The 24,766-nt window shown below is 61.7% G+C and carries 26 protein-coding genes; 23 read left to right on the top strand and 3 right to left on the bottom strand.

The features are described from left to right. Nucleotides 1-90: 90 nt before the first annotated feature. The 6 genes from tgt (at nt 91) to nlpI (ending at nt 5,928) form a co-directional block, all read left to right on the top strand. Complete coding sequence (gene tgt, locus HB860_RS09095; protein WP_247626404.1) at nt 91-1,227, top strand: tRNA guanosine(34) transglycosylase Tgt; 1,137 nt, start codon at nt 91-93, stop codon at nt 1,225-1,227. 50 nt (nt 1,228-1,277) lie between these two features. Then, a complete protein-coding gene (yajC, locus tag HB860_RS09090) occupies nt 1,278-1,613 on the top strand; it encodes a preprotein translocase subunit YajC (RefSeq protein ID WP_041205953.1) in 336 nt (111 codons plus the stop codon). A gap of 18 nt (nt 1,614-1,631) precedes the next feature. After that, a complete protein-coding gene (gene secD, locus HB860_RS09085; RefSeq protein ID WP_247626403.1) occupies nt 1,632-3,485 on the top strand; it encodes a protein translocase subunit SecD in 1,854 nt (617 codons plus the stop codon). 9 nt (nt 3,486-3,494) lie between these two features. Then, on the top strand, nt 3,495-4,442 hold the full coding sequence (gene secF / locus HB860_RS09080; protein ID WP_139434242.1) for a protein translocase subunit SecF: 948 nt from the start codon (nt 3,495-3,497) through the stop codon (nt 4,440-4,442). Between the two features lie 94 nt (nt 4,443-4,536). Next, complete coding sequence (locus HB860_RS09075) at nt 4,537-4,905, top strand: rhodanese-like domain-containing protein (protein WP_139434243.1); 369 nt, start codon at nt 4,537-4,539, stop codon at nt 4,903-4,905. 90 nt (nt 4,906-4,995) lie between these two features. Beyond that, complete coding sequence (gene nlpI, locus HB860_RS09070) at nt 4,996-5,928, top strand: lipoprotein NlpI (RefSeq protein WP_307764782.1); 933 nt, start codon at nt 4,996-4,998, stop codon at nt 5,926-5,928. A gap of 73 nt (nt 5,929-6,001) precedes the next feature. On the opposite strand, the gene HB860_RS09065 is transcribed toward nlpI, so the two are convergent. Beyond that, nucleotides 6,002-6,874 carry a U32 family peptidase gene (locus HB860_RS09065; RefSeq protein WP_247626402.1) on the bottom strand — a complete coding sequence of 291 codons (873 nt, stop codon included), beginning with the start codon at nt 6,872-6,874 and terminating at the stop codon, nt 6,002-6,004. Between the two features lie 12 nt (nt 6,875-6,886). Then, nucleotides 6,887-7,882, bottom strand: a complete 996-nt coding sequence (ubiU, locus tag HB860_RS09060) for a ubiquinone anaerobic biosynthesis protein UbiU (RefSeq protein WP_139434245.1) — start codon at nt 7,880-7,882, stop codon at nt 6,887-6,889. A gap of 190 nt (nt 7,883-8,072) precedes the next feature. Between ubiU and ubiT the strand changes: the two genes are divergently transcribed. Further along, nucleotides 8,073-8,588 (top strand): ubiquinone anaerobic biosynthesis accessory factor UbiT, encoded by a 516-nt coding sequence (gene ubiT, locus HB860_RS09055; protein WP_247626401.1) that lies wholly within the window; start codon nt 8,073-8,075, stop codon nt 8,586-8,588. Here ubiT and HB860_RS09050 read toward each other — a convergent pair. After that, nucleotides 8,553-8,969, bottom strand: a complete 417-nt coding sequence (locus HB860_RS09050) for a hypothetical protein (RefSeq protein WP_247626400.1) — start codon at nt 8,967-8,969, stop codon at nt 8,553-8,555. The genes ubiT and HB860_RS09050 overlap by 36 nt on opposite strands. A 184-nt stretch (nt 8,970-9,153) precedes the next feature. On the opposite strand from HB860_RS09050, the gene trmJ reads away from it, so the two are divergent. From trmJ to hisS, 16 genes are all read left to right on the top strand, one after another. Beyond that, nucleotides 9,154-9,888 (top strand): tRNA (cytosine(32)/uridine(32)-2'-O)-methyltransferase TrmJ, encoded by a 735-nt coding sequence (gene trmJ / locus HB860_RS09045; protein ID WP_247626399.1) that lies wholly within the window; start codon nt 9,154-9,156, stop codon nt 9,886-9,888. Between the two features lie 93 nt (nt 9,889-9,981). Beyond that, nucleotides 9,982-10,485 (top strand): Fe-S cluster assembly transcriptional regulator IscR, encoded by a 504-nt coding sequence (iscR, locus tag HB860_RS09040; protein WP_025327241.1) that lies wholly within the window; start codon nt 9,982-9,984, stop codon nt 10,483-10,485. Nucleotides 10,486-10,537: 52 nt separating this feature from the next. Then, nucleotides 10,538-11,752, top strand: coding sequence for an IscS subfamily cysteine desulfurase (locus tag HB860_RS09035; RefSeq protein ID WP_247626398.1), 1,215 nt, complete (start codon nt 10,538-10,540; stop codon nt 11,750-11,752). 54 nt (nt 11,753-11,806) lie between these two features. Continuing rightward, complete coding sequence (iscU, locus tag HB860_RS09030; protein WP_005299770.1) at nt 11,807-12,190, top strand: Fe-S cluster assembly scaffold IscU; 384 nt, start codon at nt 11,807-11,809, stop codon at nt 12,188-12,190. Nucleotides 12,191-12,205: 15 nt separating this feature from the next. Beyond that, on the top strand, nt 12,206-12,529 hold the full coding sequence (gene iscA, locus HB860_RS09025) for an iron-sulfur cluster assembly protein IscA (protein WP_005324290.1): 324 nt from the start codon (nt 12,206-12,208) through the stop codon (nt 12,527-12,529). Nucleotides 12,530-12,615: 86 nt separating this feature from the next. Beyond that, a complete protein-coding gene (gene hscB / locus HB860_RS09020; RefSeq protein ID WP_043131709.1) occupies nt 12,616-13,134 on the top strand; it encodes a co-chaperone HscB in 519 nt (172 codons plus the stop codon). A gap of 28 nt (nt 13,135-13,162) precedes the next feature. After that, nucleotides 13,163-15,019, top strand: a complete 1,857-nt coding sequence (hscA, locus tag HB860_RS09015; RefSeq protein ID WP_139434250.1) for a Fe-S protein assembly chaperone HscA — start codon at nt 13,163-13,165, stop codon at nt 15,017-15,019. A 1-nt stretch (nt 15,020) separates the two neighbouring features. Then, nucleotides 15,021-15,359 (top strand): ISC system 2Fe-2S type ferredoxin, encoded by a 339-nt coding sequence (gene fdx, locus HB860_RS09010; RefSeq protein WP_005324284.1) that lies wholly within the window; start codon nt 15,021-15,023, stop codon nt 15,357-15,359. 158 nt (nt 15,360-15,517) lie between these two features. Beyond that, nucleotides 15,518-16,822, top strand: a complete 1,305-nt coding sequence (gene pepB / locus HB860_RS09005) for an aminopeptidase PepB (protein WP_247626397.1) — start codon at nt 15,518-15,520, stop codon at nt 16,820-16,822. A 412-nt stretch (nt 16,823-17,234) separates the two neighbouring features. Beyond that, nucleotides 17,235-18,527, top strand: a complete 1,293-nt coding sequence (pepB, locus tag HB860_RS09000) for an aminopeptidase PepB (protein ID WP_247626396.1) — start codon at nt 17,235-17,237, stop codon at nt 18,525-18,527. Nucleotides 18,528-18,798: 271 nt separating this feature from the next. Beyond that, the gene (gene ndk, locus HB860_RS08995; protein ID WP_005324280.1) at nt 18,799-19,227 is read left to right on the top strand and encodes a nucleoside-diphosphate kinase; all 429 of its coding nucleotides are present in this window, start codon (nt 18,799-18,801) and stop codon (nt 19,225-19,227) included. Nucleotides 19,228-19,395: 168 nt separating this feature from the next. Then, complete coding sequence (locus tag HB860_RS08990; RefSeq protein ID WP_247626395.1) at nt 19,396-20,499, top strand: bifunctional tRNA (adenosine(37)-C2)-methyltransferase TrmG/ribosomal RNA large subunit methyltransferase RlmN; 1,104 nt, start codon at nt 19,396-19,398, stop codon at nt 20,497-20,499. A 12-nt stretch (nt 20,500-20,511) separates the two neighbouring features. After that, the gene (tapF, locus tag HB860_RS08985; RefSeq protein WP_025327234.1) at nt 20,512-21,303 is read left to right on the top strand and encodes a PilW family type IVa pilus biogenesis/stability lipoprotein TapF; all 792 of its coding nucleotides are present in this window, start codon (nt 20,512-20,514) and stop codon (nt 21,301-21,303) included. Continuing rightward, nucleotides 21,293-22,222: a RodZ domain-containing protein gene (locus tag HB860_RS08980; protein WP_247626394.1), complete on the top strand. Its 930-nt coding sequence runs from the start codon at nt 21,293-21,295 to the stop codon at nt 22,220-22,222. The genes tapF and HB860_RS08980 overlap by 11 nt, the downstream gene beginning before the upstream one ends. Nucleotides 22,223-22,232: 10 nt before the next feature. After that, entirely contained in the window at nt 22,233-23,348 is a 1,116-nt protein-coding gene (ispG, locus tag HB860_RS08975; protein WP_005324272.1) for a flavodoxin-dependent (E)-4-hydroxy-3-methylbut-2-enyl-diphosphate synthase, read from the top strand. A gap of 139 nt (nt 23,349-23,487) precedes the next feature. Continuing rightward, nucleotides 23,488-24,765: a histidine--tRNA ligase gene (gene hisS, locus HB860_RS08970; RefSeq protein WP_247626393.1), complete on the top strand. Its 1,278-nt coding sequence runs from the start codon at nt 23,488-23,490 to the stop codon at nt 24,763-24,765. The last annotated feature ends 1 nt before the right edge of the window (nt 24,766 follow it).

The following is a 24,766-nucleotide window of genomic DNA, read 5'->3' as shown; positions in this document are numbered from 1 at the left end:
AGGCCTTGTCAGGATCCTGGCCGGTTTCTTGTATCGGGCCCATGGGGCCCTCCGTTGTCAGACTGTTTCTCTGACTGAATAGAGGTAGCAATGAAATTTGAACTGAAAACCACAGATGGTCGCGCCCGTCGCGGTCAGCTGGTATTCGAGCGCGGTGTGGTCCAGACCCCGGCCTTCATGCCGGTCGGTACCTACGGCACCGTCAAGGGGATGACCCCGGAAGAAGTGCGCGAGACCGGCGCCCAGATCCTGCTTGGCAACACCTTCCACCTCTGGCTGCGGCCGGGTCAGGCAGTGATGCGCGCCCACGGGGATCTGCATGACTTCATGAACTGGCAGGGCCCCATCCTGACCGACTCCGGTGGTTTCCAGGTGTTCAGCCTGGGTCACATTCGCAAGATCACCGAGGAGGGGGTGCACTTCCGTCATCCCATCAACGGCGAGAAGATCTTCCTCGACCCCGAGAAATCCATGGAGATCCAGTACGATCTGGGCTCCGACATCGTGATGATCTTCGACGAGTGCACGCCCTATCCGGCGACCTACGAAGAGGCGCGCAAGTCCATGGAGATGTCCCTGCGCTGGGCCAAGCGCTCCCGCGAGAAGTTCGATGCCCTTGGCAACAAGAACGCCCTGTTCGGCATCATCCAGGGCTCCGTCTACGAGCCGCTGCGGGATGTCTCCCTGGACGGTCTGCTGGAAATAGGCTTCGACGGCTATGCGGTCGGCGGTCTGGCGGTGGGTGAGCCCAAGGAAGACATGCATCGCATCCTGGATCACGTCTGCCCGAAGATCCCGGCCGACAAGCCGCGTTACCTGATGGGGGTGGGCAAGCCCGAAGATCTGGTGGAAGGGGTGCGCCGCGGCATCGACATGTTCGATTGCGTGATGCCGACCCGCAACGCCCGCAACGGCCATCTGTTCACCACGGACGGCGTGGTCAAGATCCGCAACGCCAAGTATCGCGAGGACACCAGCACCCTGGATGCGGACTGCGACTGCTACACCTGCAAGAACTACACCCGCAGCTATCTGTACCATCTGGACAAGTGCAACGAGATCCTCGGTGCCCGTCTGAATACCATTCATAACCTGCGTTATTACCAGCGTGTGATGCAGGGTTTGCGGGACGCGATCGAGCAGGGTAAATTAGACGACTTTGTAACTGAGTTTTACCGTCGGCAAGGGAAGCCCGTGCCTCCGTTAACTGAAAATGACGTGAAATAACAACGACATATAAGTTAGTTTTCAAATCTACATCAATAAGAGGTTGTTAAATGAGCATTATCTCCAAGGCGTATGCAGAAGGCGCAGCTCCGGGTGCACAGGGTGGTGGCATGGAAATGATCATCATGCTGGCCGTGTTTGGCCTCATCTTCTATTTCATGATCTACCGTCCCCAGGCCAAGCGCGCCAAGACTCATCGCGATCTGATGAGCTCCCTGGCCAAGGGTGACGAAGTGCTCACCTCAGGTGGCCTGGTCGGCAAGATCGCCAAGGTCTCCGCCGATAGCGACTACATAGTGCTGGCCCTGAACGATCAGACCCAGGTCACCATCAAGCGTGATTTCGTCTCTGCCGTTCTGCCCAAGGGTTCTATCCAGTCCCTTTAATCTCCCGAGGAGCACAGCGTGTTAAATCGCTATCCGCTGTGGAAATACCTGATGGTGATCGTCGTGATCGCCATCGGTTTTCTATATGCAGCCCCCAATCTTTACGGCGAAGACCCGGCCTTGCAGGTATCTGCCAGCCGTGGTGCCGAAGTCAAACTAGAGACGCTCGATCAGGTGAAGGAGACGCTCGACGCGGCTCAGATCCCGGTCAAACATGCTGCGTTCGAACACGGTTTCATCCTGATCCGGTTCACCAATACCGAAGACCAGCTCAAGGCACGTGACATCGTCGCCAACAAGCTGGGCGACAACTTCATCACTGCCCTCAACCTGGCACCTTCCACCCCTGCCTGGCTCGAAGCCATCGGCGCCGCTCCCCTCAAGCTGGGTCTGGACCTGCGCGGTGGTGTGCACTTCCTGATGGAAGTGGACATGGCCGAGGCGCTGACCAAGCAGCAAGAGCAGATGGTGCAGGATTTCCGCTCCGAGCTGCGCACCCAGAAGATCCGTTACTCCGGCGTGCGCCGGGTGGGTGATCAGGTGCAGGTGGTGTTCCGCGAGGAGGCCGATCAGGCCAAGGCGGCCTCTTTCCTGCGTCGGCAGAATCCGGATCTCACCTTCACCACCGAGCAGAAAGGGGATGACTTCATCCTGCTGGCCGGCTTGAGTGAAGCCAAGATCAAGGAAGTGAAGAAGTACGCCCTCGAGCAGAACATCACCATCATCCGCAACCGGGTGAACGAGCTGGGTGTGGCCGAGCCGCTGGTACAACAGCAGGGTGCCGAGCGCATCGTGGTGGAATTGCCCGGTATCCAGGACACCGCCCGTGCCAAGGAGATCCTGGGGGCCACCGCGACCCTGGAGTTCCACATGGTCGATGAGGCCGCCGACATCCAGGCCGCTGCTGCAGGCCGGGTGCCGCCGAGCTCCAAGGTCTACAACGATCGCAACGGTCGTCCCGTGGTGCTGCAAAAGCGCGTGATCCTGACCGGTGACCACATAGTGGGTGCCCAGTCCGGTTTCGATGAATACAGCCGTCCCCAGGTCAACATCAAGCTCGATGGCCAGGGTGGCAACAAGATGGCCAACTTTACCAAGGACAACGTCGGTAAGGGCATGGCCACCGTCTTCATCGAGTACAAGCCGGTGGGTCAACCCGGTCCGGACGGCAAGCGCAAGTTCCGCAAGCAGGAGGAGGTGATCAACGTCGCCACCATCCAGTCGCGCCTTGGCAGCCAGTTCCGCATCACCGGCATCGACAACGCCAACGAAGCCCACAACCTGGCGCTGCTGCTGCGTGCCGGTGCCCTGATAGCCCCCATCCAGATCGTCGAAGAGCGCACCATAGGCCCGAGCCTGGGTCAGCAGAACATCGACAGCGGGATGGAAGCCATCGGCTGGGCCATGCTGGTGATAGTGCTGTTCATGGGGATCTACTACCGTGCGTTCGGTTGGGTGGCCAATCTGGCCCTCTCCATGAACCTGGTGCTGATCGTCGGCATCATGTCGATGATACCGGGGGCCACCATGACCCTGCCGGGTATCGCCGGTATCGTGCTGACGCTGGGCATGGCGGTGGATGCGAACGTGCTGATCTACGAGCGTATTCGTGAAGAGATCCGCAACGGCCGCGGGGTGCAGCAGGCCATCCACATGGGCTTTGACCGCGCCTTCTCCACCATCGCCGACTCGAACGTCACCTCGCTCATCACCTGTGTGATCCTGTTTGGCATCGGCACCGGCGCCATCAAGGGCTTCGCCCTGACCCTGGGCATAGGTCTGACCGCCTCCATGTTTACGGCCATTACTGTATCCCGCGCCATCATCAACCTGGCCTGGGGCGGACGGCGCATCGACAAGCTGCCGATCTAAGGAAGAGACATGTTTCAGATCCTACATTTTGAAAAGCCCATTCCCTTCATGCGTTTCGCCAAGTCGGGAATGGTGTTCTCTGCCTTGCTGACGATGCTCGCCCTGTTCTGCCTGTTCGATCGCGGCCTGAACTGGGGGCTGGACTTTACCGGGGGCACCACCATAGAGGTGGGGTTCCAGCAATCGGTGAGCCTGGACAAGATGCACGAAGCGCTGGACGAGCAGAAGATTGAAGGGGCGACCCTGCAGTTCTTCGGCTCCAGCCGCGACGTGCTGGTGCGCATGGCCCCCCAAGAGGGGGTCAAGGTCGAGCAGCAGGGCAACGAGGTACTGGCAGCCGCCAAGCTGATCGACGAGGGCGCCGTGCTCAAGCGGGTCGAGTTCGTCGGTCCTTCGGTGGGTGACGAGCTGGCGACAGACGGTGCCCTGGCCATGCTGGCCTCCATCCTCTGTATCCTGGCCTACGTGGCGGTGCGGTTCGAGTGGCGTCTGGCCATGGGGGGGATCCTCTCCCTGGCCCACGACGTCATCATCACCCTCGGCATCTTCGCCTACTTCCAGTACGAGTTCGACCTGACCGTGCTGGCGGCGCTGATGACCCTGGTGGGCTACTCCCTGAACGACACCATAGTGGTGTTCGACCGGGTGCGGGAGAATTTCCGCAAGGTGCGTCGGGGGGATACCGCCGAGATCATGGATCTCTCCATGACCGAGACCCTGAGCCGGACCATCATCACCTCGGGGTTGACCTTCGTGGTGGTGGTGGCGCTGCTGCTCAAGGGTGGCCCGCTGATCCACGGTTTTGCCATCGCCATGGTGATAGGGGTGGCCTTCGGGACCTACTCCTCCATCTATGTGGCGAGTGCCTCTGCCATGTTCTTCGGGGTCAAGCGAGAGCACATGCTGCCGACCCAGGTGGAAAAAGAAGGGGCGGATCAGCAAGAGATCCTGCCGTAACAGACAAGGGCGCCACAAGGCGCCCTTTCTCTTGGGGCGCGGCTGAGTCATTATGCTCCCCAGCCCCCATCCTCATTAACGCAAGGAGCAAGCCATGCAACACAATCCCCGTTTTCTGGCCCTGGTAGAGGCCATTCGCCCGCAGATACGGGAAACCGACGTGCACCAGATCAGGCGCTGGCAGGAAGAAGGCCGTGCTTTTCACCTGATCGATGTGCGGGAAGATAACGAGTGGGCGACCGGGCACCTGCCGGGGGCCGAACACCTGGGCCGCGGGGTGATGGAGCGGGACATCGAGACCCGTTTTCCCGATCCCGACACCGAGCTCTACCTCTATTGTGGTGGGGGATTTCGCTCCATCCTGGCGGCGGACAACCTGCGGAAGATGGGGTATTCCCGGGTGGTCAGCGTCGATGGAGGCTTTCGTGGTTGGCGTGATGCCGGATACCCTGTCGAATCCTGATTTATTTGAGGGATAGGGGTTGCGCCACATGACAAAAGGCCGGTTGACCTTTACCATATGCGGGGTCAAGCGTAAGCGTCGGAGTGTTCATTGAACGTCAGGATAGGGATTGGATACCTCACCGGTATCCTGTTGTTGCTCCCCATGTGGGGATGCAGCAGTAGCAGTCAGGTTACAGCGCCTCAAGTTCCCAAGCCGCAACCCGCTTCATTGGTATTGGCGACCCCCTTGCAGGTCTCCTACCAGAGCGAGTTGGCCTTGGCGCGACTCGGGCAGATGCTCAGTGAAATGGAATTGACGACCGAACAGCGCGCCGAACTCTTCTATGAGCGTGCCGTGGTGTTTGACCGGGTTGGCCTTCGTTCCCTCGCTCGGCTCGACTTCAACCGCGCCCTGCGGGAGAAGCCCGACTTTGCCGAGGCTTACAACTTCATCGGTGTCTATCTGGTTCAGCAACAGAACTATGACGAGGCCTATGAGGCATTCGATTCGGCACTCGAGCTCGCCCCGGATTACGATTACGCCTACCTCAACCGTGGCATAGCGCTCTATTACGGCAACAGGCCCGAGCTGGCCACCGCCGACATGAAGCGTTTCTACGAGGCGCAGCCGGAAGATCCCTACCGGGTGATCTGGCTCTATCTGGCCGAGCAGAAGCTCAACGGGCCGGCGGCCATGAGCCGGATGCGCGAGCGGCTGAACAAGTATGACGACGACGCCTGGAACTGGGATCTGGTCCGCCTCTATACCGGCGAGATCAACGCCACCCAGCTGATGGGCAACGTGGTGAAAGGGGTGAAGGACAACCGGGAGCTCGCCGAGCGCCTGTGCGAAACCTACTTCTACCTCGGCAAGTTCGAGCTGGCCAAGGGCAACCGCAAGGAAGCCATCAGCTACTTCAAGCTGGCGCTGGCCAACAACGTCTATGACTTCATCGAGCATCGCTATGCCCTGCTCGAGCTGGAGCTGATGGCGCGCAAGCCCTTGCCGCCGGGTGCCCAGGGCAAAAACAGCAAAGCGTGAGAAGGGCATCCGCCCCCAGTGAAAAAGGCCTCTTGATGAGGCCTTTTTGCTGTCTGTGACGCAGGTTGTGCCGTTATTCCACCAGGCTCATGCCGGGGATCTGCCGCCAGTAACCGTTGCAGTCCCGCTCCTGCTGCAGGGGGAGGGGGGCCTGACCCTGCTGGTTGGCCTTGAAACGGGCCAGCATGTCGAGTGTCTCCATCCCTTCGGGGGAGAGGCGCACCACATCCACCACTCCCGCCATGCCTTCGAGCTCGTTGCCGAGGTTGTAGCAGTAGCCGGACTGGGTCTGGATACCGTTGAGATTGAACACCTTCTGCCCCTCGCGGCTGCTGGCGAGGCGCCCTGTGGGGTAGTGGATGCAGGCGAGCTCGCAGTTGTCCTTGGGCTTGTCGAGGGAGCGGGCGGTGAAACAGCGCGCCGAATAGGCGAGCGGCAGGTGGCCGTAAGCGAACACCTCCACCTCGAACTGCTGGCGGGCCGCCCCCAGATCCTGGCTGAGCTGTACCAGCCAGTCACGGGAGAGCTCCACCGGCATCACCCAGCGCCGCATCCCCTGCTTGAGCAGCATGCACAGCACCTCGGCATTGTAGGCGTTGATGGCCGGGCCGCACACGAAGGGCAGCCCCGCCTCCCAGGCGAGCTGAACGGCGCCGAGATCGTTGGCCTCGACCATGAGATCGCCGTTGTCGACCAGCCGCTTGACCTCCTTGAGCTCAGACGGCGCCGAGATCAGCGCCAGGGTGGAGAGCACGGCCTGCTTGCCCGAGCTCGCCACCTGGCGGGCCAGGGCAATCCAGTCATCCCCTTTCAGTTCGCGGCGCTTGCTGCACACCGTCTCGCCCAGATAGATGATGTCGGCCTGGCTCTGCGCCGCGGCCTCATAGAAGGCCTGGGTATCGGCCTTGGGCCAGTAGAAGAGCAGGGGCCCGAGAGAGAATTGCATGATGTGCTCCTTTTATTGCCACTGGCGATGATAGGCGCCGAGGGTGGTCTGGCTTCCCTCGGAGACGCGGGCAAGCTGGGCATCCCACTCGCTCTTGACGCTGTAGGCGTCGGGGTTGGCCTGATAGGCGTCGATGGCGGCGCGCCAGACCCGGGTCACCTGTTCGACATAGGCGGGGCTGCGCTGGCGGCCCTCGATCTTGACCGACTGGATCCCGGTCTGGAACAGCTCGGGCAAGAGGCCGAGGGTGTTGAGGCTGGTAGGCTCCTCCAGGGCGTGGTAGGTCTGGCCATCCACCTCGAAACGCCCCTTGCACAGGGTCGGGTAGCCGGCGTTTTCCCCCGGGCCGTAGCGATCGATCAGCACCTCGTTGAGACGGGATTCGAGACCGCGGGGGGTCTCTTCCCAGCGTACGAACTTGGCGGGGGAGCAGGCGCCCACGGTATTGGGGCTCTCGCCCGTCATGTAGGAGGAGAGATAGCAGCGCCCCTCCGCCATGATGCAGAGGCTGCCGAAGGCGAACACCTCGAGGCCGACATCGGTCTCGCGGGCCAGCTGCCTGACCTGGTGCATGGAGAGCACCCGTGGCAGCACCACCCGGCCGACGTTGAAGTGCTGCTGGTAGAAGCGGATGGCGGCAGCGTTGGTGGCGCTGGCCTGGACCGAGACATGGAGCTCCATGTCGGGATGGTGGCGGCTGGCGTAATCCAGCACGGCGAGATCGGCGATGATGAGGGCATCGGCACCGAGCGCCACCCCTCTGTCCACCGCCTGCTTCCATCTGGCATCCGAGCCCGGGTGGGCGAAGGTGTTGATGGCGATGTGCAGCTTGCGGCCGTGCCGATGCACATAGTCCACCGCTCTTTCCAGCTTGCTGTCCGTGAAGTTGAGCCCGGCGAAGTGGCGGGCATTGGTGTCATCCTTGAAACCGATATAGACGGCATCGGCCCCGTTATCCACGGCTGTCTTCAGTGCCGGCAGGCTGCCTGCCGGGCAGAGTAATTCCATCGGGTACGCTCCGAGAGGGCAAAAATGCAAAAAGTGGCCCGATTGTATGCAGGCTTGGACCCCCGCTTTTTGACCTGAGGCAGCTTTAGGTGGCTTTACCCTTCTTGAGGTAAGTGGGCACAAGTTTGATTTTCAACAGGATCCTGAAAATTGCACTGTGTTTGAATGGGCAAAAAACTGGGAGTTCATCGTGTTTCAACAACTGCAACGCCGCCTGATCGAACAGGCCCCTCGTCTCTTGCGTCATCCCCTCAAGCTGGTGCCCTTCACCCTGCAGCAAAACCTGATGGAGGCCTTGCTGGCGCAGGCGTTCAAGGAAGCCATCCAGGACGGGGATTTCGCCTTCCTGGCGGGCAAGTGGCTCAAAGTCGAGGTATCGGATCTCGAGCTCTGCTGGTTCGTCAGCGAGCGAGAGGGAAAACTGGTGGTGGCCCGTGAATGCGAGCGAGCCGATGTCTGCTTCAGCGGCAGCAGCCAGGATCTCATCCTGATTGCCGGTCGCAAGGAGGATCCGGACTCCCTCTTCTTCCAGCGCAGGCTGAAGATAGAAGGGGATACCGAGCTGGGCCTCGAGGTGAAGAACCTGATGGACAGCCTGGATCTCGATGGGCTGCCCGGGCTGATGAAATATCCCCTGATGGATCTGGCCACCCTGATAGCGCGGGTGCGATCAGCGCAGGATCCGCTGCCCGCGCCTATGGCCTGAGCCGCGTCTCAGCTGCAGGGCCAGTCCCCGGGCATGATGGCGGTGACGCCGCCGGGCCCACAGGCAGCGACCGGCCCAGAGACAGGGGAGCAGGGCGAGCAGGGCCGTGGTGTCAGGCAGGCGCAGCAGCACCAGCCCGAGCGCCAGCCACAGGAAGGGCAGGGCCTCGTAGTACCACTCCGGTTGCAGCCAGCGCTTGGCGGGATAGATGACCAGATCGGTGCGCCTGTAGTTGGAGCGCATCATCCAGATGAGGGCGCCCACGGCAAACAGCAGGGTCGCCGCGAGCCAGAGCAGCGGGGAGTGGGCAAAGGACCACAGCGCGGCGGAGAGCAGCAGGTAAAGCAGCGGCAGTTGTTCATAGATCCAGGGGGGAAGCATGAGAGGGTGACTCCGGGTAATGCAGCTCGACCCTCTAAGGTTAGCCCTCCCTTTTCCCGCCTTCAGGCCGGTTGGTTATACGAACCATTACTTTTGTTCTGAAATGCAGGGTCAGAAGCGGTGCCAAAATAGCGATTGGTTATGTTACAATTGCGCGCCATTTTTGACTGAAGATTGACTGGGCATGTTGGATCAGATTCGTATCGTGTTGGTAAACACCTCGCACACAGGCAACATGGGGTCTGCGGCGAGAGCCATGAAGACCATGGGGCTGACGCAGCTGGTGTTGGTCGATCCGCAAGCCTTGCCAGATGACGATGCCATCGCCCTGGCGGCGGGGGCCGGCGATGTGCTGGCCAATGCCCGCATAGTCCCGACGCTGGACGACGCCATCGCCGATTGCGGCCTGGTCATCGGCACCAGTGCCCGATCCCGCACCCTGAGCTGGCCCATGCTGGATCCCCGTGAAGCGGGCGAGAAGCTGGTGACGGAAGGGGTGACGCACCCGGTCGCCCTGGTGTTTGGCCGTGAACGCACCGGCCTCACCAACGACGAGCTGCAGAAGTGCCACTACCACGTGGCCATCCCGGCCAATCCCGACTACAGCTCCCTCAATCTGGCCATGGCGGTGCAGACCCTCTGCTACGAGGTGCGCATGCACTGGCTGGAGGCTCAGGGGAGTGACACGGCGGGCGCAGAGGCGGAGCGGGCCGATTATCCCAGCGCGCAGCAGCTTGAAGGCTTCTATCTGCACCTGGAGCAGACCCTGCAGAAGACAGGTTTCATTGCCGATGATCACCCCGGTCATGTGATGAGCAAGCTGCGTCGTCTGTTCAATCGCGCCCGGCCGGAAGTGGTTGAATTGAATATATTGCGGGGCATTCTCACCTCGGTGCAGAAAGCCCGGCCACAGGATTAATCCCGACTGATTTACTCAAGCATATACTTGACTGTTTTAGTCGGGTATGTGACCATGTGCCCATATTGATTTGTTCGCAAGACGGTAAGGCATATGAGACTGACCTCAAAAGGACGTTACGCTGTGACAGCCATGCTAGACGTGGCGTTGCATGCAGAGCAGGGGCCCGTTCCCCTGGCTGATATTTCAGAGCGCCAGGGCATCTCCTTGTCCTATCTGGAACAACTGTTTGCCCGTCTGCGCAAGCATGGACTGGTGAGCAGCGTGCGCGGCCCGGGCGGTGGTTATCGCCTCGGCCTGGCCCCTGGCGAGATCTCGGTAGGTCAGGTGATCACCGCGGTCGATGAGTCGGTCGATGCGACCAAGTGTCTCGGCAAGGGTGGCTGCCACGGCGGTACCCAGTGTCTGACCCACTCCCTGTGGCGTGACTTGAGCGAGCGCATTTCCAGTTTCCTGGGGGACATCACCCTGGCGGAGCTGGTCGGTCAGGCCGATGTGCGCCGCATCGCCGGCAAGCAAGATGAACAAATGAAGACCGTGTTGTCCCTGGTTGACCGGGCAGAACGCGGTGATGTGAGCTTGAAAGTCCAACTATAAACGTGCTTTCCACGACGAGTCGCTGTGTGACCCCGTCGTAACGGAGAAAAACATGAAACTGCCTATTTACCTTGATTATTCGGCAACCTGTCCGGTGGACCCGCGTGTCGCAGAAAAAATGATGCAGTGCCTCACCATGGACGGCCTGTTTGGCAATCCTGCCTCCCGCTCTCACCGTTTCGGCTGGCAGGCCGAAGAGGCGGTGGACCTGGCCCGTAATCAAGTGGCAGAGCTGATTGGTGCAGATCCTCGCGAGATCGTCTTCACCTCCGGCGCGACCGAATCCAACAACCTGGCCATCAAGGGCATAGCCCACTTCTATGCTGGCAAGGGCAAGCACATCATCACCTCCAAGACTGAACACAAGGCGGTGCTCGACACCTGCCGTCAGCTGGAGCGTGAAGGCTACGAGGTGACCTACCTCGAGCCGATGCCTAACGGCCTGTTCACCCTGGAGCAGATCGAAGGCGCCCTGCGCGATGACACCATCCTAGTCAGCATCATGCACGTCAACAATGAGATCGGTGTGGTGCAAGACATCAACGCCATCGGCGAGCTGTGCCGCTCCCGCAAGGTCCTGCTGCACGTGGACGCGGTCCAGAGCGTGGGCAAGATCCCGGTCGACGTGGAAGCGCTGAAAGTGGATCTGCTCTCCATGTCTGCCCACAAGGTATACGGCCCGAAAGGCATCGGTGCACTGTACGTGCGTCGCAAGCCGCGGGTGCGCCTGGAGGCCCAGATGCACGGTGGTGGTCATGAGCGCGGCATGCGTTCCGGCACCCTGGCGACTCACCAGATCGTCGGCATGGGTGAGGCCTTCCGCATCGCCAAGGAAGAGATGGCGAGCGAGAGCCAGCACATCATGGCCCTGCGTCAGCGTCTGTGGGACGGCATCAAGAACATCGAAGAAGTCTATATCAACGGCGATCTGGACCAGCGTGTCCCGGGTAACCTGAACGTCAGCTTTGCCTATGTGGAAGGGGAATCCCTCATCATGGCGCTGAAGGATCTGGCTGTCTCTTCCGGTTCGGCCTGTACCTCGGCCAGCCTGGAGCCTTCCTACGTGCTGCGCGCCCTGGGCCTGAACGACGAGCTGGCACACAGCTCCATCCGCTTCAGCATCGGTCGCTTCACCACAGAGGAAGAGATCGACTACGCAATCAAGCTCATCTGCGACTCCATCGGTCGTCTGCGCGAGATGTCCCCCCTGTGGGAGATGTTCAAGGACGGCGTCGATCTGAACACGGTCGAATGGGCACATCACTGATCCTTGCCAGCGTGGCAAGTGTTTGGTGAACAACGGAATTAGCAGGAGTTAGATATGGCTTACAGTGAAAAAGTAATCGACCACTACGAGAATCCCCGCAACGTCGGTGGTTTTGACAAGAACGACCCCAGCATCGCGACCGGCATGGTCGGCGCCCCGGCCTGTGGCGACGTGATGAAGCTGCAACTGAAGATCAGCGACGACGGCATCATCGAAGACGCCAAGTTCAAGACCTACGGCTGTGGCTCCGCCATCGCCTCCAGCTCTCTGGTGACCGAGTGGGTCAAGGGCAAGACCCTGGACGAAGCCGCCGGCATCAAGAACACCGACATCGCCGAAGAGCTGGCCCTGCCACCGGTGAAGATCCACTGCTCCATTCTGGCGGAGGATGCCATCAAGGCCGCCATCGCCGATTACAAGCAGAAGAAAGGTCTCTAAGGTCCGGAGAGCAGTATGGCCATTACCATGACAGATGCCGCAGCGGCACGGGTTTCCTCTTTCATAACCAACCGGGGCAAGGGCATAGGCCTGCGCCTCGGCGTTAAGACCACCGGCTGTTCTGGCCTTGCCTATGTGCTCGAGTTTGTGGATGAGCTGGCCGCTGAGGATCAGGTGTTCGAGCAGAACGGTGTCAAGATCATCGTCGATGCCAAGAGCCTGATCCATCTGGATGGCACCGAGCTGGACTTCGTCAAGGAGGGCCTCAACGAGGGCTTCCAGTTCAACAACCCGAACGCCAAGGGCGAGTGCGGTTGTGGCGAGAGCTTCAGCGTCTAATCGATGAAGCCGGCAGCCTGCTGCCGGCTTTGCCGTTCAAGATGGATGGTGAGCAAGGCACTAGCCTTCGAGTCTGAGGACACAGAATGAATCATTTCGAGCTGTTCGGGCTGGCAGAGGGCTTCGAGCTCGATACCCGCCAGCTGGCAGACACCTACCGCCAGTTGCAAACCCGGTTTCACCCCGATCGTTTTGCCACCGCCCCCGAGCGGGAGCAGTTGGCCGCGGTGCAGCGTGCCGCCCAGATCAACGATGCCTTCACCACCCTCAAGTCCCCCCTGCGCCGAGCCGAATACCTGCTCTCCCTGCGCGGCACCGACATTCGAGGCGAGCAACAGACCCTGCAAGACACCTCTTTCCTGATGCAACAGCTGGAGTGGCGCGAGCGCCTGGCCGAGTTGAAAGGAGAAGCGGATCCTGAGGGGGCCATCGAAGATTTTCGTCGCGAGATCAGGCATGATCACCAGTCTCTGATGCAACGGCTGACCGATGCCCTCACCGCGGGTGAAGATCTGGCGGCGGCCGATTGCGTGCGCAAACTCAAGTTTGTCGACAAGCTCCTCGAGGAGCTGGAACGATTCGAAGACTCGTTGTTCGAGTCTTGACCCTCTAACGCTGGAATTGTGATTACCCATGGCATTACTGCAAATCGCCGAGCCCGGCCAGAGCGCCGCACCTCATCAGCACAAACGTGCCGTAGGCATCGATCTCGGCACCACCAACTCCCTGGTTGCCGCCGTACGCAGCGGCCAGGCCGACACCCTGTGTGACGAGCAGGGGCGCGATCTGCTGCCCTCTGTGGTGCACTATCAGGCTGGCCAGGACGCCGCCATCAGGGTGGGCTTTGACGCCAAGCGCGAAGCCGCCCTCGATCCCCACAACACCATCGTCTCGGTCAAACGGATGATGGGCAAGGCGCTGGCCGACATGGATACCCGTCAGCAGCCTTACGAGTTCGTGGCCGCCGACAACGGCATGCCCCAGATCCAGACTCGCCAGGGGCTGGTCAATCCGGTGCAGGTCTCGGCGGAGATCCTGAAAAAACTGGCCGAGCGCGGCGCCGCCTCCCTGGGGGGCGACCTCGACGGCGTGGTCATCACAGTGCCCGCCTATTTTGACGACGCCCAGCGCCAGGGCACCAAGGATGCGGCCCGTCTGGCCGGCCTGCACGTGCTGCGCCTGCTCAACGAGCCCACCGCCGCCGCCATCGCCTACGGCCTCGACTCCGGTCAGGAAGGGGTGATTGCCGTCTATGACCTCGGTGGCGGCACCTTCGACATCTCCATCCTGCGTCTGCATCGCGGGGTGTTTGAGGTGATGGCCACCGGCGGCGACTCGGCGCTGGGAGGCGATGACTTCGATCACCTGCTGGCGGACTGGATCAAGGCGCAAGCCGGCCTGAGCGGCCAGCTCGATGCCCGCACCCAGCGCGAGCTGCTGGACGTGGCGGCGGCGGTCAAGCACGGCCTGACGGATGCCGACCGCGTTGCCTGCACCTTTGCCGGCTGGCAGGGGGAGGTGAGCCGCAGCCAGTTCGACGAGCTCATCCTGCCGCTGGTCAAGCGCACCCTGCTGGCCTGCCGCCGCGCCTTGCGCGATGCGGGGCTCGAGCAGGTGGAGGTGCTGGAAGTGGTGATGGTGGGGGGCTCCACCCGGGTGCCGCTGGTGCGCGAGCTGGTGGGGGAGTTCTTCCAGCGTACGCCCTTGACCAGCATAGATCCGGACAAGGTGGTCGCCATCGGGGCTGCCATCCAGGCCGACATCCTGGTGGGCAACAAGCCCGATGCCGAGATGCTGCTGCTGGACGTGATCCCGCTCTCCCTCGGTCTTGAGACCATGGGGGGGCTTGCCGAGAAGGTGATCCCGCGCAACACCACCATACCGGTGGCCCGCGCCCAGGAGTTCACCACTTTCAAGGATGGCCAGACTGCCATGGCCATCCACGTGGTGCAGGGAGAGCGCGAGCTGGTGGCGGATTGCCGCTCCCTGGCCCGCTTCACCCTGACCGGTATTCCGCCCATGGCGGCCGGCGCCGCCCACATTCGCGTCACCTTCCAGGTGGATGCGGACGGACTGCTGTCGGTCAGCGCCATGGAGAAGTCCTCCGGCGTGCAGGCGGAGATCCAGGTCAAGCCCTCCTATGGCTTGGCGGAAGAGGACATCCTCAGCATGCTGAGCGCCTCCATCGCCAATGCCCAGCAGGACATGGATGCCCGCATGCTGGCGGAGCAGCAGGTCGAAGCCGATCGGGTGGTGGAGAGCCTCAATGCGGCGCTGGCCGCCGATGGCGAGGCGCTGCTGAGTGCCGCCGAACGTGCCGAGATCGACACCGCGATCACTCATCTGCTGGCCATGCGTGCCACCGGCACAACCAATCAAATCAAAGATGCCATCGAGGCGGCGGATGCCGTCAGTGGCGAGTTTGCGGCCCGTCGCATGGATGCGTCCATTCGCAAGGTGCTGACCGGCCAAAACGTCAACAAGGTGTAATATGCCCAAACTGATCATTCTGCCTCACCCCGAACTCTGTCCGGACGGCGCCGCCCTCGAGGGCGCGACCGGTGAGACCATACTGGACATCGCCCTGCGCAACGGCATCGAGATCGAGCATGCCTGCGAGAAGTCCTGTGCCTGTACCACCTGCCACTGCGTGGTGCGGGAGGGGTTTGACTCCCTCGAGCCGAGCGATGAGCTGGAAGACGACATGCTGGACAAGGCATGGGGACTGGAGCCGGAATCCCGCCTGAGTTGCCAGGCCCGTCTAGCGGACGAGGATCTGGTGGTGGAGCTGCCCAAGTACACCATCAACCTTGCCTCCGAGCGTCATTGATTGACCCGCTAATTACACATGAGTGAATTGCGCGTGCAGCATCCCATGGTGCAGTGATGATATGGTGAAGGCCGTACCCCTCGGGGGAACGGCCTTTTTTGTCTCCGTTACCCCGCGTTGTTAATGAATCGTGCCAAGAAAAAAGGAAGCAAGAGAAGATGGCTGACATGATGAAGGTACTGTTATCCGCCCAGGCCGCTGCCGCCCACTGGGGTGAAGGCGCCCTGCTCAGTTTCAGCGGTGAGGAGACCCTGATCCACCTGGGCGCCACCGCCCAGCAGCAGGATGCCCTGCGCACCATTCAACGGGCGGCCCGCCGACTCGAATCGAGCGGCATCAAGGGGGTGAGCCTGGCCGGTGAGGGCTGGGATCTGGAGCGTCGCTACGCCTTCGCCCAGGGCTTCTACGCCGCCAAGGGACAGCGTGAACTGGACTTCGGCGAGCAGAGCGCAGCGGATGCCCTCGAGCTGGAGGCCCTGGTCAAGGCGACCCGCTGGGTGCGCGAGGTGACCAACGGTTGCCCGGAAGAGATCTACCCCATGAGCCTGGCGGAGTCCGCCCTGCTGCTGATCCGCGGCCTGGGTGGCGATCAGGTCACCGCCCGCATCACCGCAGGGGAAGCCCTGCGGGAGGCCGGCCATATCGGGATCTGGTCGGTGGGCCGCGGCAGCGAGCGCGAGCCCGTGCTGCTGGAGCTGGACTACAACCCCACCGGGGATCGCAACGCCCCCGTGGTGGCGGCCCTGGTGGGCAAGGGCATCACCTTCGACTCCGGTGGCTACTCCATGAAGTCCTCTGACAACATGCTGCCGATGAAGTCCGACATGGGCGGGGCCGCCATGGTAACCGGCGCCCTGGCGCTCGCCATCAGCCGCGGCCTCGACAAGCGGGTGAAACTCATCCTCTGCTGCGCCGAAAACCTGGTCTCAGGCCACGCCTTCAAGCTCGGTGACATCCTCACCTACAAGAACGGCATCTCGGTGGAGATCCAGAACACCGACGCCGAAGGGCGTCTGGTGCTGGCCGACGGCCTGCTGGCGGCCTCCGACAGCGGCGCCGCCCACATTCTCGATGCCGCCACCCTGACCGGCGCCGCCAAGACGGCGCTGGGCCGCGACTACAACGCCGTGTTTGCCTTAGACGAACGGGAGCAGGCGCGCGCCCTGGCCGCCGCGAAAGCCGAGAACGAGAAGGCCTGGCCCCTGCCGCTGGAACCCTGGCATGTGGGGCAGCTCACCTCGGCCTTCGCCGAGCTGGGCAACGTGGCCTCCGCCGAAGGCACCGCAGGTGCCACCACGGCCGCCGCGTTCTTGTCGCGCTTCGTCCGTGACGAGGGCAAGGGCTGGGTGCACCTGGATCTCGCCGCCTCCTATCAGAAATCCGGCAACGAGCTGTGGGCGACCGGCGCCAAGGGGCATGGTCTACGCACCATAGCGCGCTGGTTGCAGGAGATTGCTGCATGAACATCTGCTTGAATCACGAGTGGCGCCGTGAAGTGCGCCAGATGCCGGCAGGCCAGGCCTGCGCATCCATGATTGCGCGCTGGTTGCAGGAGGTTGCTGAATGAACATCTGTTTGAATCACGAGTGGCGCCGTGAAGTGCACCAGATGCCGGCAGGCCAGGCCTGCGCATCCATGATTGCCTGCTGGTTGCAGGAGGTTGCTGCATGAACATCTGTTTGAATCACGAGTGGCGCCGTGAAGTGCGCCAGATGCCGGCAGGCCAGGCCTGCGCATCCATGATTGCGCGCTGGTTGCAGGAGGTTGCTGAATGAACATCTGTTTGAATCACGAGCGGCGCCGTGAAGTGCGCCAGATGCCGGCAGGCCAGGCCTGCGCATCCATGATTGCCCGCTGGTTGCAGGAGGTGACGGCATGAATATCTGGCTGAGCCGTGAATTTGCCGCCCCCGAGTGGGGCGAGGGGGCGCTGCTCTCCCACCGTGCCGATGGCATGGTGATCCACCTGGTGACGGCGTCCCCCTTGCTGGATATCCAGCAGGCGGCCCGCCGTCTCTGTGGTCAGGGGATCCAGAAGGTCGCCCTGTGCGGTCACTGGGAGCGCGAGCAGCAGTGGGCCTTCGCCCAGGGGCTGCAGACCCCCAAGGCAGAGGTGGAGCTGCAGTGGGCGACTTCGTCCGAAGAGGACAGGGAGGAGCTGGAGGCGCGCTGGCTGTGTGGGCGCTGGGTGCGCGAGATGACCAATGCCACTCCGGAGCAGCTGGGGCCGCTGGAGCTGGCGGTGGAGGCGGCGGCCTTCATCACCGAGTTGGCGCCGGATCGCGTCAGTCACCGCATCCTCAAGGGTGAAGCCTTGCAGCAGGCGGGCTGGGTCGGTCTCTATCAGGTCGGCCGCGGCAGCGATCGCGAGCCCGTGATGCTGGAGCTGGACTACAACCCCACCGGGGATCGCAACGCCCCCGTGGCGGCGGCCCTGGTGGGCAAGGGCATCACCTTCGACTCCGGCGGCTACTCGATGAAAACCTCCCAGGGCATGCTCACCATGAAGCATGACATGGGGGGAGCGGCCATCGTCACCGGCGCCCTGGCGCTGGCCATACTGCGCGGCCTCGACAAGCGGGTGAAGCTCATCCTCTGCTGTGCCGAGAACCTGGTCTCCGGCCATGCCTACAAGCTGGGCGACATCCTCACCTACAAGAACGGCACCACGGTCGAGATCGTCAACACCGACGCCGAGGGGCGCCTGGTGCTGGCCGACGGCCTGCAGCTCGCCGGTGAATCCGGTGCGCCCCTCATCATAGACGCTGCCACCCTGACGGGCGCCGCCGTGATGGCACTGGGGGGACGCTACAACGCCTTGTTCGGCCTCGACAAGGGGCTGGTGAGCCGCGCCATGGCCTACTCGGATGCGGAGCAGGAGCCGGCCTGGCCGCTGCCGCTCGAGCCCTGGCACCGCCAGCAGTGCCCGTCCCACTATGCCGATACGGCCAACAGCCGTCCGGTGCCGGGCGGTGGTCCGGGCGGCGCCTCCAACGCGGCGGGTTTCCTCTCCCGCTTCGTCGGCAATGAAGGGCGGGGCTGGCTGCACGTGGATCTGGCCGCCTGTTTCAGCGAGAACGGTGACAACCTCTGGGCCCCCGGGGCCAACACCCTGGGGATGCGCACCATAGCCCATACCCTGCTGGCGGAGACGCGCCGAGGGGCATGACAAGGCAGAAAGGGCACCTCGGGGTGCCCTTTTCAACGGTGCTGGGAATATGAGCAATAGATAGGGTTTTAGCGGGTTAGCGTGACGATCGTGCACAAGCTCACGTTTTTTCTCAGTGCCATGGCACAAGATGAGTCACCATGTTGTTTCAAGGAATTTTTTGTTTAATAAAAAGTTGCTTTTTTGTGTGTTATTTCGTTTTTTGTTTACGTATAATCGCCGCCGAACATGGATTCCTACAATAAAACTCTGTAGTTAAGGAAAGAACTCAATGGCTATCGAACGTACCTTCTCTATCGTCAAGCCGGACGCGGTCAGCAAGAACCTGATCGGTGCCATCTACAGCCGCTTCGAGAGCGCCGGCCTGAAAGTGGTCGCCGCCAAGATGCTGCACCTGAGCAGCGAGCAGGCCGCCGGTTTCTACGCCGAACACCAGGGCAAGCCTTTCTATGATGGCCTGGTCGCTTTCATGACCTCGGGTCCCGTCATGGTACAGGTGCTGGAAGGGGAAGACGCCATTCGCCGTCATCGCGAAATCATGGGCGCCACCAACCCGAAAGAGGCCCTGGCCGGCACCCTGCGCTCCTGCTACGCCGAGAGCATCGATCGCAACGCGGTGCACGGTTCCGATGCCCCGGCCTCTGCCGCCCGTGAAATCGCCTACTTCTTCTCCGACGCCGAGATCTGCCCGCGCGGCTGATTTTCGTCAGGAGATCATCAAGGGAGCCTCGGCTCCCTTTTGTTTTTTGGTCATTCGGTCAATATCCACTTATTCTCCAGGTGGAAAGGCAGACCCATTATTTGTACAATGCCGCCCCCTGACGTAGGTCAGCCGATAATTTATGAAGTGTGTGAGCTGAGGCCCTTGATGAGCGAAACAAAAACCAACCTGCTGGATCTCGATCGGGATGCCATGCGTGCCTTCTTCGTCGAGCTGGGCGAGAAGCCGTTCCGGGCAGATCAGATAATGAAGTGGATCTACCACTCCGGTTGTGATGACTTCGATCAGATGAGCAACGTCAACAAGGCGTTGCGTGAGCGTCTCAAGGCCATTGCCGAGATCCGGGCCCCCGAGATCAGCCGTGAACAACGCTCCGCGGATGGCACCATCAAGTGGGCCCTGCAGGTCGGGGATCAGGAAGTCGAGACCGTCTACATCCCGGAAGCGGATCGCGCGACCCTGTGCGTCTCCTCCCAGGTCGGCTGCGCCCTGGCGTGCACCTTCTGCTCCACCGCCCAGCAAGGTTTCAACCGCAACCTGAAAGTCTCCGAGATCATCGGCCAGGTCTGGCGTGCCGCCAAGGTAGTGGGTGGCAAGCGCTCCATCACCAACGTGGTGATGATGGGCATGGGCGAGCCGCTGCTGAACCTCGCCAACGTGGTGCCGGCCATGAGCCTGATGATGGATGACTTCGGTTTTGGCATCTCCAAGCGCCGGGTCACCCTCTCCACCTCCGGTGTGGTGCCGGCACTGGACATGCTGGGGGACCAGATCGACGTGGCCCTGGCCATCTCCCTGCATGCGCCGAACGACAAGTTGCGTTCCGAGATCATGCCGATCAACGACAAGTACAACATCGAGGCCTTCCTCGCGGGGGTGCGCCGCTATCTTGCCAAATCCAACGCCAATGGCGGCCGGGTGACGGTGGAGTATGTGCTGCTCGATCATATCAATGACGACATGCAGCATGCCCACGAGCTGGCGCAGGTTCTCAAAGAGACCCCTTGCAAGATCAACCTGATCCCCTTCAACCCCTTCCCGGGCAACCCGTTCGGCAAGCCGAGCAACAGCCGCATCGACCGTTTCTCCAAGGTACTGATGGAATACGGCCTGACCGTCATCGTGCGCAAGACCCGCGGAGATGACATAGACGCGGCCTGCGGCCAGCTGGTGGGGGAGGTGATCGACCGCACCAAGCGCACTATGAAAAATCGGATGCAACAGGATGGGATTTCCGTCAAAATGGTTTAACTCGCTAAGCCATTGTATAGACAGGAAATGGATATCCGTACATTGATCGTAGTGGCAGCGCTCTGCGCGCTGCCTGGCTGTGTCACCGAGACCACTTACGCTGGCCAGAATTCGACCCAGCGTGAAGTGGGTCCCGACTTCAAGGCGGCTGCCCAGACCCGTCTCGATCTGGGTATTCAATACCTGCGTCAGGGCAATGCCGAACAGGCCAAGTTCAACCTTGACCGGGCCCTCCAGTACGATCCCAGCAATCCTCAGGTCTACATCGGCTTCGCCTATTTCTACCAGCAGGTATCCGATTTCAAGGCGGCCGAGGAGAACTACAAGAAGGCGCTCTCCATGGATCCGACCAATGCTGACGCGATGAACAACTACGGTGCCTTCCTGTGCAACCGTGGGCGTTTCGAGGAGGCGGAGAAGGCATTCCTGCAGGCGGTCAGCCAGCCAGATTACGTCAAGATCGCCGATACCTACGAGAATGCGGCGCTCTGCTCGATGCAAAATAACAGAAATGACAAGGCCAACGAGTACTATCGTCTGGCCTTGGGGTATAATCCCCGCAATCCAAGGTTATTGCTGGACATGGCCGAGCTTTCCATGAAAGATGGCAAGCTGCCTGATGTGCAGTCTTATCTCGTGCGTTTTGCCGAAGTGGCAGACGAAAACGAGGAGAGCCTCTGGCTCCGGCTAAGGCTGGCCCAGGCCATGGACAAACCGGCATTACTTCACCAATTCGGGACTGAGCTGGTAAGGCAATATCCCACTTCGCAACAAGCCAAGCGTTACTTAGCCAATGACTACTGAACAGCCACACGATTTTCAAGACGACTCCCAGGCAGTGGGCCCAGGCCAGCTGCTGCGCAACGCCCGTGAACAGCTTGGCTGGACACGAGAGCAGGTTGCGTCCCGCATTCACCTTCGTCTGACCCTGATCGCCGCCATCGAGGCGGATACCTATGACAAGCATACGTCCCACACCTTCATTCGCGGCTATCTGCGCGCCTATGCCAAGCTGGTCGGCATTCCCGAGGAGACCATACTCGCGGCCTACGACAAGCTGGGGCTGACGCCGCCCGATAACATCGACATGCAGAGCTTCTCCCGCCGCTCCCGCCAGCAAGCCAACGACAGTCGGCTCAAGGTGGTGACCTGGCTGGTGATCCTGGTGTTGATCGCCCTCTCCATCGCTTGGTGGTGGCAGAGCACGGCACGTCGTTCCGCCGGGGATGAAGCCCTGGCGGCGAGCGAGATGGGCACGGCGCAGACAGTGTCGGTCGCCAATGTGACACCCACGGTGGACGTGGCCGACCCCGTATTGCCCGTGGCCTCCGATGTCGTGGCGACTGAAGTCGTTGTGAGTGACGCCGCCGCCACCGCGCCGGACGTCGTTGCCGCGACCAGTGCCGCCCTGTCTACCGAGGCTTCATCTGCTGAGGCAACCCTGGCGCCGGCAGAGACGGCCGCCACCGAACCTGGCAAGGCGCCCCAGCTCAAGATGAGCTTCACCGCCGACTGCTGGCTGGATGTCAAGGATGCCAACGGCAAGACCCTGTTCAGCGGTCTGAAGAAGGCGAACGACGAGCTTGTGCTGGAAGGACCCGAGCCACTCAAATTCATCATTGGCGCGCCCATGGCGGTCAATCTCGAATACCAGGGCAAGTCCTTCGACATGAGCCGTTACAACAACGGCCGGACTGCTCGCTTCTCACTGCCGCAGGAGTAATCTGTCCGCCATGTCCGCTCACGAATCCCCCATTATTCGTCGTCAATCCAGGCAGATCATGGTCGGCAATGTGCCGGTTGGGGGCAACGCCCCCATCACGGTGCAAACCATGACCAACACCAAGACCACGGATGTCGCCGCCACCGTCGAGCAGATCCAGCGGATCGAGCGGGTTGGCGCCGACATAGTCCGGGTCTCGGTACCCACCATGGAAGCGGCGGAAGCCTTCCGGCTCATCAAGCAGCAGACCCGCATTCCCATCGTCGCCGACATCCACTTCGACTACCGCATCGCCCTGAAAGTGGCCGAGTACGGTGCCGACTGCCTGCGCATCAACCCGGGCAACATCGGCAACGAAGAGCGGGTGCGCGCCGTGGTCGACTGTGCCCGTCATTACAACATTCCGATCCGCATCGGCGTCAACGGCGGCTCCCTGGAGCGTGACATCCAGGAAAAGTATGGCGAGCCGACCCCGGAAGCCCTGCTCGAGTCGGCCATGCGCCACGTGGATTACCTGGATCGCCTCAACTTCGAGAACTTCAAGGTGAGCGTCAAGGCCTCCGACGTCTTCCTGGCGGTCGGTGCCTATCGCCTGCTGGCCAAGCAGATCGACCAGCCGCTGCACCTGGGGATCACCGAGGCGGGCGGCTTCCGTGCTGGCGCGGTGAAATCCGCCATCGGGCTCGGCATGCTGCTGGCCGATGGCATAGGCGACACCATCCGCATCTCCCTGGCTGCCGATCCGGTGGAAGAGGTGAAGGTGGGCTTCGACATTCTCAAGTCCCTGCGCATCCGCTCCCGTGGCATCAACTTCATCGCCTGTCCCTCCTGCTCCCGTCAGGAGTTCGACGTGATAGGGACGGTGAACGCCCTGGAAGAGCGGCTCGAGGACATCATCACCCCGATGGACGTCTCCATCATAGGCTGCGTGGTGAACGGCCCGGGCGAGGCCCTGGTCTCGGATCTCGGCCTTGCCGGCGCCGCCAACAAGAGCGCCTTCTATGAAGGGGGCCAGCGGGTCGACAGGCTCGACAACAAGGATCTCATCCCGACCCTGGAGCGCCGTATCCGCGCCCGGGCGGCCATGCTGGATCCGGCCAACCAGATCCAGGTGGACAAAGGTTGAACCATTGAGGGGCCACCTGGGGTGGCCCCGGCTTTAGGTTGTTGATTTTACATCCCGCATCCGGGCACCCTGATTTTACCTCGGGGCCGAAAATCCCTATAATGCGGCCAAATTTTACCTCTTTTTCTCGAGTATCAACGTGGCAAAACAGATCCAAGCTATTCGCGGTATGAATGATTGCCTGCCGGAGCAGAGCCCGGTATGGCAGAAAGTGGAACAGATCCTGCGCCAGGTCGTCGCCAGCTACGGCTACAGCGAAGTGCGCATGCCCATCGTCGAGCAGACCCATCTGTTCAAGCGCGCCATCGGTGAAGTGACCGACGTGGTCGAAAAAGAGATGTACACCTTCGAAGACCGCAACGGCGACAGCCTGAGCCTGCGTCCGGAAGGGACAGCCAGCTGCGTCCGTGCCGGTATCGAACACGGCCTGCTCTACAACCAGGAACGCCGGATGTGGTACATGGGCCCCATGTTCCGTCACGAGCGTCCCCAGAAGGGCCGTTATCGCCAGTTCCACCAGTTCGGGGTCGAGCTGTTCGGCATCAACGGGCCTGACATCGACGCCGAGCTCATCATGCTGACCCACCGTCTGTGGCGTCTGTTCGGCATCCAGGATCACGTCACCCTGCAGCTCAATACCCTGGGTCAGAGCAGCGAACGTGCTGCCTATCGCGATGCCCTGGTGGCCTACCTGGAGCAGTACAAGAGCGAGCTGGACGAAGAGAGCCAGCGCCGTATGTACAGCAACCCGCTGCGGGTGCTCGACTCCAAGGACGAGAAGGTTCAGGCCATTCTGGTGAACGCCCCGCGTCTGTTCGATCACCTGGGCGAAGAGAGCCTGGCCCACTTCGAGGGGCTCAAGCGCCTGCTCGAGTCCGCCGGCATCCAATACGAGGTGAACGAGCGTCTGGTGCGCGGTCTCGACTACTACAACCTCACCGTGTTCGAGTGGGTGACGAGCAGCCTGGGGGCCCAGGGCACCGTCCTGGCCGGTGGCCGTTACGACGGTCTGGTGGAGCAGCTCGGTGGTCAGGCGACCCCGGCCGTGGGCTTCGCCATGGGCATGGAGCGTCTGGTGCTGATGCTCGAAACCCTAGAACTCAACGCCGATATCCGCCCGGCGGTGGATGTCTATCTCTGCATGGTGGGCGAGGGGACTGAGCAGGCTGGTTTCCAGCTTGCCGAGCGTCTGCGCAACGCCCTGCCGGACCTGCGTCTGATGAGCCACTGCGGTGGCGGCAACTTCAAGAAACAACTCAAGCGTGCCGACAAGAGCGGCGCGGCCATTGCCCTGATCCTCGGCGAGACCGAGGTGCAAAGCGGGGAGATCACCATCAAATATCTGCGTGGCCAGGCCGAGCAACAGACCGTCTCGGTCGATGCCGCCATCGCCCTGCTGGCAGCTAAAGGAGAGTAAG

This window comes from Aeromonas genomosp. paramedia, assembly GCF_023093515.1.
In the GTDB taxonomy this organism is placed as follows: Bacteria; Pseudomonadota; Gammaproteobacteria; order Enterobacterales; family Aeromonadaceae; genus Aeromonas.
Note: the sequence above shows the minus strand (reverse complement) of the source record. Positions and strands in the feature narration are given on the sequence as shown.